This is a genomic window from Nostoc sp. PCC 7524 (assembly GCF_000316645.1).
Taxonomy (GTDB): domain Bacteria; phylum Cyanobacteriota; class Cyanobacteriia; order Cyanobacteriales; family Nostocaceae; genus Trichormus.
Genome location: NC_019684.1, coordinates 5483423 through 5498338, shown reverse-complemented (window position 1 = coordinate 5498338; position 14916 = coordinate 5483423). Strand labels below are relative to the sequence as shown.

Here is a 14916-nt window from a genome sequence, read left to right as displayed (position 1 = left end):
ATAAGCAATAGTTATTCTCCCCTGCTCCCCCTGCTCCCCTGCTTTCCCAATCCCCAATCCCCAATCCCTACTGCTGCGCTGGCGGTGAATCAGCAATAAATTTACTTAAGCGTTCACAATCAATTTCTGCTACAGCAGGTTTATCTTCTGGTAATTTCTTAGTATTTCTTTGTCCTGTAGCAATAGCAACTGGTTCAATTTGGCAAGATTTTTTCAGATAATAACCTTTGGGATTAGAACTTGGGCCTATCCAGATACTTAGTAAATCTAACCTATACCCAGTTTTAGTATTCACTACACGCGGTTCAATCCGCCATAGTTCTTTTTCTTCATATTGCGCTAAATTTGTATCCAAAACTTGCTTACCTAATTGGCCTAACCTGACATTGGCCTCTAACAACCATCTTTCCACTTCTGACCAAGGTTTGTCAGCTATTTGTTCTTCTACTAATGGTTGCAGTCTATTCAGAATTACAACCCCATTCTCTGGTACTTCTTCTCGTGCCTCCCTTCTAATCACAAAGGTACTACGCTGGAAGTTATCTGATAGCAGACTAGGATACTCCTGTATCCATTTATTCATGACAAAATAAAACTGAAACCAGCAACTAATAATCATGCAACTACCAACTAAAATGATGATTTTTTGCCGAGCTTCTGGCTTAGGAATGCGCGCTTTAGAATCAGTATCACTACCTTCAATAAATTCTGGAATCGCTGTAATCAATGCTGATATTGTTGGCCATAAAACAATTGTCATTGGTGTAACGCCAGTTTCTTGGTTGCCAAATGCAAAGATGCTGACGATAAATCCTGTAATCACTGCACCTACTGGCATAAAAGTACCTGGTATTTTTAGAGGATCATCAGTGGTATACCAAGCTGTACCAGCAATTAAAAATAACCAGCCAAAAAGTGCTATTGCATCCCTGATATAACCTATGGCGAAATAAGATAATACCCAAGAAAAAACACTTAAATAAATTAAAGTTTGCCAAGAATAAGCTTTGGGCGGAATCAAGATTTTTTTAAGACGTTCATAAACATCTTCAAAAATTTTGAATATCCCGGAAATGTCCTTAATTAAAGAATTCAATTAGCCACCTCCAAACAATCGAAAGTTAGAATTTTGTCATCAATAGTTAGTGACTTTTATCTGTTACGCAACCATAAAATAACAGTAATGGCAGTGTAACTCAATGAATTGGCTATGACTGTAGTAGTCACCAAATTGGTATTTTGGAATTGAGCTTTACTAATAAAGCGAAATTTTGAACGGGAAATACTAGGATTTTCTTCTGGCTTTTTGGTAAAATCTTCGTTAATTGTGAAGACTAAAATTCTTAACAGAAAAAACTTCATTAAGAAGGTGGCGAAGAAAATAGTAATAGTCGTTAAAATTAACACACCTTGTGTATTAGTTGAACGCAAAATATTAAAAAATACATAGTTAATTAGTTCTGTTTTCAGATCAACTGGTAATCTAGGTTCTAAGAAAAAGAAGATCAGCCAACCAATAACTCCAGAAAATAGGTTGACTGCGATCGCATAAAATACACTAGATTTTTTATCAAAATTTAATCTTTTGTGGAAAACATAAGCTTCCAAAGGAATAGCAATCACAAAGAAGAGAAAGTTAAACAAAATTAAACCAATAGGCCAAATTCTCGGAAGAGTCAAATCGTCAAACATAAAAATACAAAAGTAGAGTTGCAGGAGGCAGGAGGCAGAAGGCAATATATCTCACGGTTGCTGCTGCTTGCTATCTTGGTGTGTCAGTATACCCCAATTTATCGTTAATATACCCAAGAACTGGAGATGGGGAAGATGTAGCTTGCTTTTCTTACAAAGGCGTAAGCCTACCCGCAGGTGGGAGAAAATACTAATGATGATTGACTCTCATAATTAGCCTCTAGGAGTAAGTATTTTAATCTTGAACTTTCTATACTGGCTGATTGTGCAGAACCTCCGGTAAGATTAGAGACTGCCACGTTACAGCTTTTCAACAGATGACAAGGAACGGCATCGGTATTCGCACAGCGCAAGTGCGTTCGGAACGGCTTACTGGCCAAATACACGTGTACGATGGTGTGGGCAAAGGAAAATCCCAAGCAGCTTTAGGGGTGGTTTTGCGCTCTATTGGCTTAGGAATCAACACACCGAATAATTCCAACCGGGTTTTACTACTGCGCTTTTTAAAAGGGCCAGAACGAGATTATGACGAAGATGGCGCGATCGCGGCCTTACAACGCGGTTTTCCCCATTTAATCGATCAAGTCCGCACAGGGAGAGCAGAATTTTTTGGGCTAGATGAAATTACCGCCTTTGATCGTGCTGAAGCAGCAAGGGGTTGGGATGTAGCCAAAGGCGCGATCGCCTCTGGTTTATATTCTGTCGTCGTCTTAGATGAACTTAACCCCGTCCTAGATTTGGGTTTACTCTCAGTGGATGAGGTAGTGCGGACAATCAAATCTAAACCCCAAGAGTTAGAAATCATCGCCACAGGACGGGGTGCGCCGCAGCAATTACTAGATATTGCGGACTTGCATTCAGAAATGAAACCTCAACATCACCCCACAGCTACAGAACTATTGATTAAAGGCATTGAAATTTACACAGGTGCAGGTAAAGGTAAATCTACCAGTGCTTTAGGCAAAGCCTTACAAGCCATTGGTAGAGGTATTAACCATCCAGGCTCAACTCGTGTCTTGATTATGCAGTGGCTCAAAGGTGGTAGCGGCTACACAGAAGATGCAGCGATCGCCGCTTTGCGACAATCCTATCCGGAAGTAGTAGATCATCAACGTTGTGGCCGAGATGCCATTGTCTGGCGTAATTCCCGACAAGAATTAGACTATGTAGAAGCTGAACGAGGTTGGGAAATTGCCAAAACGGCGATCGCCTCTGGCTTGTATAAAACCATCATCCTCGATGAACTTAATCCCACCGTTGACTTAGAACTACTTCCCGTTGAGCCGATTGTCCAAGCTTTACTCCGCAAACCCCGCGACACCGAAATTATTATTACCGGACGCTGCCAAAATCATCCCGCCTACTTTGATTTAGCTAGCATTCACTCGGAAGTTTACTGTCACAAACACTATGCTAACCACGGTGTAGAACTCAAACGGGGAGTTGATTTTTAAATTAGTCAGTAGGGGCGGGTTTAGCCAGATCATCTTTGAGCCAAGGAGAGTTCTTACTTAACTCGCCCGTACATTAGTCATTAGCCTATAAACTATTGACTATGGACTTTTGACTATGGACTTTTCACTTATGGAAAATCAAAATTTACTCGACTTAGTGACAGGAGGGCTAGCAATCATTATTCTTGTCGGTGGTATGTTTATGATGTTTACCACAATACTGACTACTAAAAGTAAAAAGTAATACTGATTTGCGTTCAAACATAATGTTCTTACTCCCCCATGCCCAATGCTGTAACATATTTTTAAAATTAGATAAAAAACTTTAAAATAAGGGTTTGGCGGAGGTGCATGATGAAAATAGCAATTACCGGCGCAACAGGATTTGTAGGTAGTCGGTTGGTAGAAAGACTGCACAAAGAAGGTAATCAAATAGTAGTATTAACCCGTAACACTGCTTCTGCTCGCAAGATGTTTCCAGTAGAAGCTTTTGGCAATGTAGAGATTGTTGCTTATACACCCACTACATCCGGTGCTTGGCAAGATGCAGTAGGGGGTTGTGATGGTGTGGTGAATTTAGCCGGAGAACCCATTGCTGAAACCCGTTGGACACCAGAACACAAACGAGAAATCCTGAATAGTCGTCAGTTAGGCACACAAAAAATCGTCGAAGCCATAGCTAAAGCCAACCCCAAACCTAGGGTGTTAGTTAATGCTTCTGCCATTGGCTATTACGGCACAAGTGAAACTGCTACCTTTGATGAAAGTAGCACCTCTGGCAAGGATTTTTTAGCTCAAGTCTGCCAAGCTTGGGAAGCAGAAGCGCAAAAAGTTAAAGATGCTGGTGTACGCTTAGTAATTTTACGTTTCGGTATTGTGCTGGGATTGGGTGGTGCTTTAGGTAAAATGATCACCCCTTTTAAACTGTTTGCTGGTGGGCCTATTGGTAGCGGTAGGCAGTGGTTTTCCTGGATTCACATAGACGACTTGGTAAACTTGATTGTCCAAGCTTTAACAAAGCCGCAAATGGAAGGAGTATATAACGCTACTGCCCCTAATCCTATACGGATGAATGATTTAAGCCAAACTATGGGTCAAGTGATGAATCGTCCCTCTTGGCTACCTGTTCCTAGTTTTGCTTTGGAAGCACTGTTAGGAGACGGAGCGATCGTAGTGTTAGAAGGGCAACAAGTTCTTCCTAAACGCACTTTAGAGTCTGGTTTTGAGTATCAGTACCCTAGTTTACAACCAGCACTGAAGGAAATTTTGCAATAGAGTCAATAGTCCACAGTCCATAGTCAAAAGTCGAGGAGATAGTTAACTGTTGACTATTGACTCTTGATTATGGACTAGAAATAAACTTTTTAGATACCCAACTAATCAAACCACTGAGAATCGCACCCCCCATCAGGATACCGATCGCTGGGTTAAACACAGGTTGCCAAAGTTTATGCCACAAATCTAGACCTAAATTGACTCCGGCTGCATCACCCATAACCGCGATCGCAAACCAAGCAAAGCCAAACAAAACCAAGAATACATCCGCTACTAAAATCAAATTGAGCCAGTTTAATAGTTTATCTTTCATAAATTCATTGGGGATTGGGGACTGGGGATTGGAAGGGACTGGGGACTGGGGATTGGGGACTGGGGATTGGGAAATTCAGTATATTGATCTAATACTATAGATATCCTTATCTCCCCTGCTTTTTCCTAGTCTCTAGTCGCCAAATATCCAGTTTTTAACTTTTACTAAACTCGGCCAATCTGGTTTTCGGCTTAAACCGTCTGCAATACTATTTTGAATTTCCTCCCGCCATTCTGGATTGACCAAAATTAATTGCTGCGTCACATCAATGTGTTGCCGCACACCTTTCTGGTTAGTTTCCAGCATAGCTATAGCGAGATTAACTCTTGCTTGGGGGTCTTGTGGATTTAACTTTACCGCTTTTTGAGCAGCTTTGAGTCCTGAGTTTGGTTTATCCTCCAATAGATACAACCAAGCTAAACAAATCCAAGCTGAACTTAATTTCGGAGCGCGATCGCACACTTCTTTAAACACCGGGATTAAATCAGTAGCCGCTTCTCCTGCTTTATAACGTTCCAAACCTGTATCAAACAGGGTTTCTACCGTTTGAGTCATAGAATATTAATTAATAGCCAATAGTCAATAGTCAATAGTTAATACTAGGCATTAGTCAATAGTCTACAGTCAAAAATTCTGCCAAAATTGACTGTGGACTCTTGACGCTTGACTACTGACTACACACCAAATGACTTGCCGCAACCACAGGTCTGGTTAGCATTAGGGTTAGTGAATTGAAAACCACCGCCAATCATGGCATTGCTATAATCAAGCATTAAGCCATAAAGATATAATAGGCTCTTCTTATCGCAGACGATTTTGAAGCCATCGTAATCAAAAACTTCATCCTGGGGAGTGATCTGGCTTTCTTGTTCAAAGTCCATCATGTAAGACATCCCAGAGCAGCCACCTTGGCGTACTCCTACCCGTAAGCATAAGTCTTGTCCTTGCTGCTCTTGGAGAGATTTGACTTGGCGAAGAGCTGCTTCACTCAACTGTATGCCGCGTTGTTGAGATTGAGTTGCTTGTGTCATTGGCGTTTTCCACTCCTTATGTAGTCTAAAATACCCTGTTTGGGGCTTGTGATTGCCCTGGGGTTGTCTGGCGATTTTTGTTCCTATTCTAGCGAGAATGATGTTGCTAATTGCGAAATTGTGAACACTCCGTCAAAAGCAGTGAAAGATTTTTATTCTAAAATTGAGAGACTCGGTGTGTTTATAGATTCGGTATTTTTATAGATCCATCCCTGTGGCAACCTGAGTCACAACCAATTTCAGGTAAAGCCGGGTGAATGTTATCCTCGGTTAGCCATTCCCAAAAGGTTACTTCTAAATTGCTTCTTTGACTAACTTTACTCTATGACAAGTTTTAATCGCTCTACCAGTCGTCGGCTGAAGAAATTAACGCAAATTCCTTCTATATGGGAGGGCGATCGCCGTCCGTTGTTATCACAAGGCCTACATTCCAACTCAGAGGCCAAGGGCGAATGTATTCTTTGGGTAGATGGCTCACAAGGTATTGTCCGGGGAATGGATGTGATATCTCCAGACACCGGCCCGGAAGCAATTGTTCGCACCTTAATGCGGGCAATGGAAAATCCCCATAGTCCCGCTAAACCAGCTCGACCCCAAAGAATTGTTGTCAGGGATCGGGAAATCCAATTTTATCTGCGTGGTGTACTGCAAGATTTAGATATCGCCATTGACTACGCACCCGAATTACCTTTGATTGATGAACTGTTTCGCGGATTTGCCGAAATCATCGACAATCAAATCCCGGATTTACCTCCCCAGTATGCCCAGGCTTTACAAGATAAAGCATTTGCAATTTGGCAAGCTGCTCCTTGGGAATTTATAGAAGAACAGCAAATTGTAGCCATAGAAATTAATAAGTGGGATGTCGGTACACTCTACGCCTCCATCATGGGTATGCTGGGCATGGAGTATGGCATTTTGTTTTATCGTTCCGAAGATTCCCTCAAGCGATTTCGATCAGCAGTTTTACAGGATGGCGAATCCCAGGCTCATTTAGAAGAAGCGTTTCTCAAACAAGATTGCTTGTTTCTCACTTTTGAACGTGAAGATGAAGATGAATATGAAGATGAAGATGAGTTTGACGATTTAGCAGATTTGGATGTATCGGAAATCACCCCAACTTTTGGTAATATTCATCCCTTGGAAGGACTACGGTCTGTTCTCTATGAAGAAGAAGCCCTGGTTGTTTTCCTAGCTTTAGAAAGTCTTTGCCGCTTTATTCGTGATCACTGTAGTCAACTTTATGGTGAGGAATTTCCCAGCCTGAGCCATCGCTATCGCATTGCCATACCTGAAACTAAGGAAGGGACGAAATCGGCCTCTGTCACTGTCTCTACCATGCCCCAACTCGCTGCTGAATTAGAAGAAATGTCAGAAGTGGAAGTGTCAGAGTCAGAACTTGATGACTTAGGCTCAACCATGTTTCGTTCTTTGCGAGATGACTTAATCCCAGAAGACTCTTTCCTCAGCCTGGGAGTAATCTCCTGGGAAATGCTGGAGTCTCTGCGCCAAGGAGTAAATTATCATCAAGTTGGTGAAATTAAACAAGCAGGCGATGGATTGCCAGTTATCTTAATTCAAACTTCCCGTCCCAAAGCTAAGACTGTTATAGAAAATCTGGAAGCAGCTGGTGGGTTAACAGCTATTTGCTTTAATCCAGGCGCAGATCCTTTTGATGGCGATCGCTACGACTTAGGTTTATTACAAACCCAAAATGGTGAATTGTTCCTGTTTGGTGAATTCTTAGATGATGATCCTGTCCATGTCGAAGCCCGCAAAAAATGGAATCAACGTTGTAAGAATACCAACGGCTATTGTGGTTTAATTATCGCCAAAGGTTTGACAGGTGCTTCTCGTGGTAATCCCCAATTGCGAGACATGATGGCGCTATTTGAGGCGCGATCGCTCTCCCCCAAAGATTTAGGTATCGGCACTCTCCAACTCATGCCCCAATTCCAATTGGAATAGCAATTGGGGTCATTATCATCGATCAATTTAAAACTTATTTCCCTCATGTGCGATAGCGGCTATCCTTCGGGTAGTCGCTATCGCTTCTATGTCTAAATACAGTGAAATGAGGTAGAAAACCCAGGACTCAAAACAAAAATTCTTCTTCCCTATCCCCTGTCCCAGGTGATGTCATTACGTGGTAACTTTATCAAATTTTCATGAACTGACCTATTTCATCGTAATTTCTAGTAATTATCTGGGTAACTTAAGAATGTAGATTGCTAGTTGATTGCTCAAACAACAATTAATGTCAATACTTAGTTGATTGATAGGAATAAAACTAAGATAAATATTCAAGAGGAAATGATATTTTTTAATCATCTCTTTTTTGAACTTAATATAAAGTTATTTGAAATTTTAGACTTATACATTTTATCTTTATGATTTTCTTACAAAGACCTAAAAAAATGCAATTTACTTCTTAAATAAAGATTTCCTAAAGCACAAAAAAGATGGATATAATAGCCGTACAACAACCACATAAAAAGCTGATGTAAGAGATTCTAGTTTCCGGAGCTAATGCTTAGTATTAATAGCAAGCTTCAGAAGCTAGTTAGAGATAACTACAGACACTCAACAACCTAATTTTAGTTGCAGAGGTAACTAAAAATTATGGTTGAGCATCTACCACTAAATAGCCAGGACAGACGCATATATTTTTAGCTACTTGTGAAGATTATCAAAATGTCAATCTTAATTAGTGACATAGTGATTCTATCCAAGAATAGACAAGCAATAAAATATATGAAAAAGTCTAGCTAAAAAACCAGGAACAAAAGTACGAAAAACTCATCAATCTTATTTAATACGCAAAACATTTCTACCCAAATGATCTGTCTGCGTTAAATATTAGTTGATGCTTTGAATGTAAATTATAAAATATGAGGAAGTATGTAAATCAGTTAGGCATTGTTTCCTTTTATAGAGCGTTAAACTGCTGAAGAAAAAGCCTTTTTTCCAGTATGGCTGGTGACTCTAAGAGTCTAAGTCAACAATATAGTTCCTAATTTCGGGTCTAAAATCATTTGTCTCATCTTAGAGAAAATTGGCAAAAAACTAGAAAGCAGTGACTCTACAATTAAAGAGTCATATATTAGGGAGATATCTAGATTAGATACTACCAGCCATGTCCGCGATCGCTTGTTGGGATTTACTTTGAAGTGATTACTGATGGAATAAGTTTCTATTCCAAGTTACCTATAACATTGGATAGAATAACAATCCCCTCACTTTTGATAAATGAAAACTCTGGAGACATGGATTATATGGCCAATAATTAGTTTAACTTCATGGAGCAAATTTAGTAGTCGGACTAGAGCGTCCTATGGCTAAAGATATCCTCTTAAATAGTGAGTCTGTACTATTATCCTTGTCAAGTTGCTAGACAGTTCTTCTATTTCCTTGAAAAACCCCGAACAATTTGACAAAAAGAACATTTTTCGTATTATCAGTATCACTTGTTTCGTGACACAGATTCTGATAATCTTATCGTCTTCATCTTCAATTGAGTTGTTTTTGATGATGTTAATACACAGCAAATAGCATGATAATGACTAATAAAAAATGGGCCGTTAAACGCATCACTGTTAATTTAGCAGCACAGGAAGCAGAAAAACTGGAAAAATATTGTCAGCAGACAGGTAGACCTGCAACTGATGTTATTCGTGAACTGATTAGAAGCTTACCTGTGTCAGATGAAAATAAAGAAGTGAGTAGATAGGAGGTGTTTTGATGTTATTGCCGCACATCTTTTGACTACTCAATAAAGCTTACTCATATTTTTTAGTCCACCTTGACTGACAAAATTTTATCTAGTGGAATACAAACGTTAGATTAATTGCATCGAGTCATGAGGATGAAAAGGAGTAACACAAACAGATTGATCATCAGGTGCATGACTTTGCCGTCCCTTAAAATCCTGCGTAACTAGAGATAAGTAGCAAATTCCGATACCGAGTCAGTTACAATTTGTAAAGAAACTGAAAAGGAAGAACGGAATGCGCGTTGCAATTGTAGGTGCGGGATTGGCTGGGCTAGCAACCGCAGTAGATTTAGCCGATGCTGGCTGTGAAGTCCAGATTTTTGAGTCCCGTCCGTTTGTTGGGGGTAAAGTTGGCAGTTGGATTGATGGTGATGGCAATCATATTGAAATGGGATTGCATGTATTTTTTGGGTGCTACTACCAACTGTTTGAGTTAATGGAAAAAGTGGGGGCGTTGTCAAGTTTACGCCTCAAAGAACATACCCACACTTTTATCAACAAAGGCGGGCGTACTGGTGCTTTGGATTTTCGCTTCTTTACGGGCGCACCTTTTAACGGGTTGAAAGCATTTTTTACCACTTCTCAACTATCTGTACAGGATAAACTGCAAAATGCGATCGCTCTTGGTACTAGCCCCATCGTGCGGGGGTTAGTAGACTTTGAGGGGGCAATGAGAACCATCCGCGACTTAGATAAAATTAGTTTTGCTGATTGGTTCCGTAGTCACGGCGGTAGTGAGGGCAGTATTAAAAGAATGTGGAACCCCATAGCTTACGCTTTGGGATTTATTGATTGTGAGAATATTTCTGCCCGTTGTATGTTAACCATCTTCCAGTTCTTTGCAGTCAGAAGCGAAGCCTCTGTCTTGCGAATGTTGGAAGGTTCCCCCGATGAATACCTCCACAAACCCATCCTCAAGTATTTAGAAGCTAGAGGTACAAAAATTTATACTCGTCGCCAAGTACGAGAGATTCATTTTGCGGAAGTAGACGGAGAAACTCGCGTGACTGGGATAGCAGTTGCCCAAGGTGATGCGACAGAAGTAATCACGGCTGATGCCTATGTCTGTGCTTGCGATATTCCAGGAATTCACAGAATTCTGCCCCAGGAATGGCGCAAGTGGTCAGAATTTGACAATATTTATAAGTTAGAAGCAGTGCCAGTTGCCACTGTACAGTTACGATTTGATGGTTGGGTGACAGAACTGCAAGATGGCGAACAGCGTAAACAACTCAATCATGCGGCTGGGATAGATAACTTACTCTATACTGCTGATGCTGACTTTTCTTGTTTTGCGGATTTGGCTTTGACTAGCCCTAGTGATTATTATCGCCAAGGACAAGGGTCATTATTACAGCTAGTGCTGACACCAGGAGATCCTTTTATTAAAGAAAATAACGAAGCGATCGCTCAACACGTCCTCAAGCAAGTCCATGAGTTATTCCCCTCATCACGGGAATTAAATATGACTTGGTATAGCGTGGTGAAACTGGCGCAGTCCCTCTACCGCGAAGCACCAGGAATGGATGTGTATCGTCCTAATCAGAAAACACCTGTGCCTAATTTCTTCTTAGCTGGTAGTTATACTCAACAAGACTACATCGATAGCATGGAAGGAGCCACAATTTCCGGACGACGGGCAGCAAAAGTCATTTTGGAGAATACTAAAAAATAGAGTGAGAACTGCTAACCCAATTAAATCTAAACACTAAAAAGTCATGGCTGACTGGCTAGAGCATAGCGTACAGGTAGAAGTAGAAGCTCCTATAGAATTAGTTTGGAGCTTATGGTCTGACTTGGAACAAATGCCCAAATGGATGAAGTGGATTGATTCGGTGAAAATTCCGCCGGAGAATCCTGATATTTCTCTTTGGAAACTGAATACTGGGGGTCTGGAATTTACCTGGAAATCTCGCATTCTCAAGGTTGTTCCCAACCAAATTATTCAATGGGAATCGGTGGATGGTTTACCTAATCAGGGAGCCATCCGCTTTTATGACCGCCACAGTAGCAGTATTGTCAAGATGACCGTTTCTTATGCTATTCCCGGTATTCTGGGCAAGATTATGGATAACCTGTTTTTGGGAAGAGTTGTGGAATCAACAATTCAAGCCGATTTAGAGAGGTTTAAAGCATACGCCTTGAATGTTAAGGCAAGTTAGCTAACGCGGAATTAGCTTAAATGAGTAATGAGTAGTGAGTAATGAGTAATGAGTAATGAGTAATACCCATTACTTATTACTCATTACTTCAAAATTAAAGACAGTTGGAGTCGGGGATTTAAACCCCAACTCAACTGATACTACGTGTAGGCGTAGGGGTCTTAAACCCTGGAATTTACGATAAACTTAGTGCAATCAATTTTGTGTGTTGGGTGAAATTATCAGATCCAGCACACTGATTAAGATCAGAATTTTTTAAGCAGCATGACAAACTGTTGGTTCTGGAAGTGGCTCACCAGCAGCTTCATAAGCGATAATCAAAGACTCTAAAGCTTCAATACCATTTGTTACTGCTGATTCATAAGTATCTCCATGAGTGCGCCAGCGTTGTCCAGGAAAATCAGGTAATCCTACTAAGAAGCAATTATCTTTATCTGACCACTGAATCACCATTTGGTACTTGAGTTTACTCATCTTGTTTCTTACCTTTGATCGCCTCTATTGCCTGTCTCACTTCCTTTTCTTGGTAGGGTTTAGCATCTGTGCCATCTTTGCCTGAAAGTGTAATTTTTCCAGCATACAAGGGATGTATCCAGTTAGTATGACTTCCTTTACCTGGTAGTTCTGTAAAACCAACTAGGCGGAGCATTTGCTTAAGCTCCCTAATTTTTTTTGGGCATTATTCTAAATTAAATTTAAGTTAGTTCATGCAATGCCACTCTATCCAAACCATGATCAAGTACAAAACTACCAAGTTGGGTCACTGAATAAGTTGATAGTTAATTGTTCGTTTTCTGGAGGTACGGCGGTGATGCAAGCCTGGATGGTTTCGCCGTCATCTAGTTCCACTGTGCAAGCATGACACGTTCCCATGAGACAACCTGTAGGAATGAAGACCCCAGCCCGTTGGGCGACATCTAATAGGGGTTCTCCGACTTCGGCATCAATGGTGACATCATCTGGCAAAAAGCGGACGCTAACATTCATGGGATACAGCCTAAACACTATAAAAAAGGTGTTAAATCTAAATGATTTTCAATTTCAGTGGCGAGATTGTCTAACATTTGCTCCCGTTGATCTCGGTAGTTAGCAACGCCTGTAGGTAAGGATTTTAAACCGCGTTGTTGACGTAGCCGATTTAGCCAGGCGCGTCGCCAAGGGCCATTATCAAACAGTCCGTGGAGATATGTACCCCAAACGGATTGACAACTATCCACTAACCCTAAGTTAGCATCATCAAAGAGAGGTTGATAGGCTTGATTATCTCCTTGTAGCTCTACACGCGATCGCCCCTGATGAATTTCAAATCCGGTGACTGGTAAGCCCATTTGGGGGAAATTGGAGCTAACTTGGCGTTGACGGGCAATTTTTTGACCTGTAATGACGGTTTTAATTGGTAACAAATTTAAGCCTTGATATCTACCTGCTTGTCCTTCTATTCCTTCTGGATCGGCAATAATTTGTCCTAACATTTGGTAGCCACCACAAATGCCTAATACTGTACCACCAGAAGCAGCGTAGTGTTGAATGGCTTCTGCCATACCGCTTTTTTGCAGCAGGATTAAGTCGGCAATTGTGGTTTTTGTCCCTGGTAGAATTACTGCATCTGGATGTCCTAAATCTTGTTTGGGACTCAGATATTTTACGGATACTGTTGGTTCTGCTTCCAGGGGATCAAAGTCGGTAAAGTTAGCAATTCTTGGTAAGCGAATTACACTAATATTTACATCGGTCTGAGTTTTAGATGATTTACGATCCCATAAATCTAAGGAATCTTCTGCGGGAAAAATTTCTTCTAGGTAAGGGATAACGCCAATTACAGGAATTTTTGTGCGTTCTTCTAACCATTTAATTCCTGATTCTAAGAGCGATCGCTGTCCCCGAAACTTGTTAATTACTACACCTTTAATTAATTGTCGTTCGTCTGGCTCTAATAATTCCAAAGTACCAACGACATGGGCAAAAGCACCACCACGATCAATATCAACTACTAATATGGTGGGAGCATTTAAATATTTCGCTATCCGCATATTAGTCAAATCACGGTGCTTGAGGTTAATTTCTGCCGGACTCCCAGCACCTTCACAAACTATCAAATCAAATTCTGTACCTAAGTGCTGTAGGGATTCCTCAATGGCTCGCCAACCTATGTCAAAATATTGCTCATAGTAGTCGGCTGCATTGGTTTTACCGACATATCTCCCTCGCATGATTACCTGAGAAGTCATATCTCCTTGGGGTTTGAGTAAAATGGGATTCATTTCTACCCAAGGTATTACCCCAGCCGCCCAAGCTTGGACTGCTTGCGCGTAGCCGATTTCTCCCCCATTGGCTGTGACATAGGCATTTAAAGCCATATTTTGTCCTTTAAAGGGAGCCACTCGCCAACCACGCCGTGACAAAATCCGACAAATAGCTGTTGTTATCAGTGATTTCCCTGCGTGGGAGGTTGTCCCCACTACCATAATAGATTTCATAGCCACTGTGAGTTATTTAAATATAGAGGTGGGATATTTGGGGGATAATATAGCAACTCATTAGCTCAGAGTCACAAAATCGGGCAGCTACCATCGTAATCTGTGGGCAGACATTCTGCCTCAAGTTGATGAAAAGATGCAACCCAGCTTAACAATCTCACCCAATTTCTAGAGATGAAAATGGTAAAGAATTGATAAATGGGTTGATGTTTCTCCGTATATATTGTTCCCTGGAAATACCTCATCCTAACTTTTGAGTGGTTCAAGCTAAAAGGGCAGTCGCAACCAACGAATCACAGCATTGTAGAAGCGATCGCGCCATGAGGGAGTAGGCAAGTTTTGACCTTGATATTTTTCCATCAGTTGATGCCCTAGGGGCGTGAGACGAAAGCTATCTGTAATTCCCTGTCCATCAACTTCGCGCCGTAATAAACCTACTTGGATTAACCAACCCAATGCGTTATCACAAACCAATTCTGAGAGCGGATTTTTGGTGTAACCATTTTTAACACCATTTTCCGAGGCGATCGCACCTAAAGACACACTTTGCTGACGCATGGTGACAAATAATCCTATCTGGAACGGCGAACAAATGAGCGATCGCTCTGCTCTCGTTACACTGCTAGGGGGATAGGAAAGGATTTTGGGATTTTGGGAATCAATAACAGACATAGTTTTGAGGGATTGGGGATTGGGGATTGGGGATTGGGGATTGGGAAAGAGTTATCTTTTATCTCTCC

17 protein-coding genes are annotated in these 14916 nt (G+C 41.1%); 7 read left to right on the top strand and 10 right to left on the bottom strand.

What is annotated here, in order from left to right; genetic code table 11:
- Window positions 1-67: 67 nt before the first annotated feature.
- Both fraD and fraC read right to left on the bottom strand, forming a co-directional pair.
- Window positions 68-1096 carry a septal junction protein FraD gene (gene fraD / locus NOS7524_RS22375; protein ID WP_015140755.1) on the bottom strand — a complete coding sequence of 343 codons (1029 nt, stop codon included), beginning with the start codon at window positions 1094-1096 and terminating at the stop codon, window positions 68-70.
- Between the two features lie 56 nt (window positions 1097-1152).
- Window positions 1153-1692 carry a filament integrity protein FraC gene (gene fraC, locus NOS7524_RS22370; protein ID WP_015140754.1) on the bottom strand — a complete coding sequence of 180 codons (540 nt, stop codon included), beginning with the start codon at window positions 1690-1692 and terminating at the stop codon, window positions 1153-1155.
- A gap of 317 nt (window positions 1693-2009) precedes the next feature.
- Between fraC and NOS7524_RS22365 the strand changes: the two genes are divergently transcribed.
- From NOS7524_RS22365 to thyD, 3 genes are all read left to right on the top strand, one after another.
- The gene (locus tag NOS7524_RS22365) at window positions 2010-3146 is read left to right on the top strand and encodes a cob(I)yrinic acid a,c-diamide adenosyltransferase (RefSeq protein WP_015140753.1); all 1137 of its coding nucleotides are present in this window, start codon (window positions 2010-2012) and stop codon (window positions 3144-3146) included.
- 115 nt (window positions 3147-3261) lie between these two features.
- Complete coding sequence (locus NOS7524_RS31035; RefSeq protein ID WP_015140752.1) at window positions 3262-3390, top strand: hypothetical protein; 129 nt, start codon at window positions 3262-3264, stop codon at window positions 3388-3390.
- Between the two features lie 110 nt (window positions 3391-3500).
- Complete coding sequence (thyD, locus tag NOS7524_RS22360) at window positions 3501-4421, top strand: thylakoid membrane protein ThyD (RefSeq protein ID WP_015140751.1); 921 nt, start codon at window positions 3501-3503, stop codon at window positions 4419-4421.
- A 67-nt stretch (window positions 4422-4488) separates the two neighbouring features.
- Here the strand turns inward: thyD and NOS7524_RS22355 are convergent, their stop codons facing one another.
- From NOS7524_RS22355 to NOS7524_RS22345, 3 genes are all read right to left on the bottom strand, one after another.
- Entirely contained in the window at window positions 4489-4734 is a 246-nt protein-coding gene (locus NOS7524_RS22355; protein ID WP_015140750.1) for a hypothetical protein, read from the bottom strand.
- 132 nt (window positions 4735-4866) lie between these two features.
- On the bottom strand, window positions 4867-5289 hold the full coding sequence (locus NOS7524_RS22350; RefSeq protein ID WP_015140749.1) for a tetratricopeptide repeat protein: 423 nt from the start codon (window positions 5287-5289) through the stop codon (window positions 4867-4869).
- 119 nt (window positions 5290-5408) lie between these two features.
- The gene (locus NOS7524_RS22345; protein ID WP_015140748.1) at window positions 5409-5765 is read right to left on the bottom strand and encodes a HesB/IscA family protein; all 357 of its coding nucleotides are present in this window, start codon (window positions 5763-5765) and stop codon (window positions 5409-5411) included.
- Window positions 5766-6089: 324 nt separating this feature from the next.
- Here NOS7524_RS22345 and NOS7524_RS22340 point away from each other — a divergent pair, with 324 nt between their 5' ends.
- The 4 genes from NOS7524_RS22340 (at window position 6090) to NOS7524_RS22325 (ending at window position 11699) form a co-directional block, all read left to right on the top strand.
- Window positions 6090-7733, top strand: a complete 1644-nt coding sequence (locus NOS7524_RS22340; RefSeq protein ID WP_015140747.1) for a DUF6930 domain-containing protein — start codon at window positions 6090-6092, stop codon at window positions 7731-7733.
- A 1585-nt stretch (window positions 7734-9318) separates the two neighbouring features.
- Window positions 9319-9495 (top strand): ribbon-helix-helix protein, CopG family, encoded by a 177-nt coding sequence (locus NOS7524_RS22335; protein ID WP_015140746.1) that lies wholly within the window; start codon window positions 9319-9321, stop codon window positions 9493-9495.
- 277 nt (window positions 9496-9772) lie between these two features.
- Window positions 9773-11212: a 9,9'-di-cis-zeta-carotene desaturase gene (gene zds, locus NOS7524_RS22330; RefSeq protein ID WP_015140745.1), complete on the top strand. Its 1440-nt coding sequence runs from the start codon at window positions 9773-9775 to the stop codon at window positions 11210-11212.
- A 43-nt stretch (window positions 11213-11255) separates the two neighbouring features.
- Entirely contained in the window at window positions 11256-11699 is a 444-nt protein-coding gene (locus tag NOS7524_RS22325) for an SRPBCC family protein (protein WP_015140744.1), read from the top strand.
- Between the two features lie 255 nt (window positions 11700-11954).
- Here the strand turns inward: NOS7524_RS22325 and NOS7524_RS22320 are convergent, their stop codons facing one another.
- The 5 genes from NOS7524_RS22320 to NOS7524_RS22300 all read right to left on the bottom strand — a co-directional run bounded on the left by NOS7524_RS22320 (window position 11955) and on the right by NOS7524_RS22300 (window position 14848).
- The gene (locus NOS7524_RS22320; RefSeq protein WP_015140743.1) at window positions 11955-12173 is read right to left on the bottom strand and encodes a type II toxin-antitoxin system HicB family antitoxin; all 219 of its coding nucleotides are present in this window, start codon (window positions 12171-12173) and stop codon (window positions 11955-11957) included.
- A complete protein-coding gene (locus NOS7524_RS22315) occupies window positions 12166-12366 on the bottom strand; it encodes a type II toxin-antitoxin system HicA family toxin (RefSeq protein ID WP_268742010.1) in 201 nt (66 codons plus the stop codon). The genes NOS7524_RS22320 and NOS7524_RS22315 overlap by 8 nt, the downstream gene beginning before the upstream one ends.
- A gap of 80 nt (window positions 12367-12446) precedes the next feature.
- Complete coding sequence (locus NOS7524_RS22310) at window positions 12447-12686, bottom strand: 2Fe-2S iron-sulfur cluster-binding protein (protein WP_015140741.1); 240 nt, start codon at window positions 12684-12686, stop codon at window positions 12447-12449.
- 17 nt (window positions 12687-12703) lie between these two features.
- A complete protein-coding gene (gene cobQ / locus NOS7524_RS22305; RefSeq protein WP_015140740.1) occupies window positions 12704-14176 on the bottom strand; it encodes a cobyric acid synthase CobQ in 1473 nt (490 codons plus the stop codon).
- A 267-nt stretch (window positions 14177-14443) separates the two neighbouring features.
- Window positions 14444-14848, bottom strand: coding sequence for an Npun_F0494 family protein (locus NOS7524_RS22300; RefSeq protein ID WP_015140739.1), 405 nt, complete (start codon window positions 14846-14848; stop codon window positions 14444-14446).
- Between the last annotated feature and the right edge of the window lie 68 nt (window positions 14849-14916).

Coding starts and splice junctions, on each gene's coding strand:
- fraC (WP_015140754.1), bottom strand. CDS start 1,692: ATGTTTGACGATTTGACTCTTCCGAGAATTTGGCCTATTGGTTTAATT.
- NOS7524_RS22365 (WP_015140753.1), top strand. CDS start 2,010: ATGACAAGGAACGGCATCGGTATTCGCACAGCGCAAGTGCGTTCGGAA.
- NOS7524_RS31035 (WP_015140752.1), top strand. CDS start 3,262: ATGGACTTTTCACTTATGGAAAATCAAAATTTACTCGACTTAGTGACA.
- thyD (WP_015140751.1), top strand. CDS start 3,501: ATGAAAATAGCAATTACCGGCGCAACAGGATTTGTAGGTAGTCGGTTG.
- NOS7524_RS22355 (WP_015140750.1), bottom strand. CDS start 4,734: ATGAAAGATAAACTATTAAACTGGCTCAATTTGATTTTAGTAGCGGAT.
- NOS7524_RS22350 (WP_015140749.1), bottom strand. CDS start 5,289: ATGACTCAAACGGTAGAAACCCTGTTTGATACAGGTTTGGAACGTTAT.
- NOS7524_RS22345 (WP_015140748.1), bottom strand. CDS start 5,765: ATGACACAAGCAACTCAATCTCAACAACGCGGCATACAGTTGAGTGAA.
- NOS7524_RS22340 (WP_015140747.1), top strand. CDS start 6,090: ATGACAAGTTTTAATCGCTCTACCAGTCGTCGGCTGAAGAAATTAACG.
- NOS7524_RS22335 (WP_015140746.1), top strand. CDS start 9,319: ATGATAATGACTAATAAAAAATGGGCCGTTAAACGCATCACTGTTAAT.
- zds (WP_015140745.1), top strand. CDS start 9,773: ATGCGCGTTGCAATTGTAGGTGCGGGATTGGCTGGGCTAGCAACCGCA.
- NOS7524_RS22325 (WP_015140744.1), top strand. CDS start 11,256: ATGGCTGACTGGCTAGAGCATAGCGTACAGGTAGAAGTAGAAGCTCCT.
- NOS7524_RS22320 (WP_015140743.1), bottom strand. CDS start 12,173: ATGAGTAAACTCAAGTACCAAATGGTGATTCAGTGGTCAGATAAAGAT.
- NOS7524_RS22310 (WP_015140741.1), bottom strand. CDS start 12,686: ATGAATGTTAGCGTCCGCTTTTTGCCAGATGATGTCACCATTGATGCC.
- cobQ (WP_015140740.1), bottom strand. CDS start 14,176: ATGAAATCTATTATGGTAGTGGGGACAACCTCCCACGCAGGGAAATCA.
- NOS7524_RS22300 (WP_015140739.1), bottom strand. CDS start 14,848: ATGTCTGTTATTGATTCCCAAAATCCCAAAATCCTTTCCTATCCCCCT.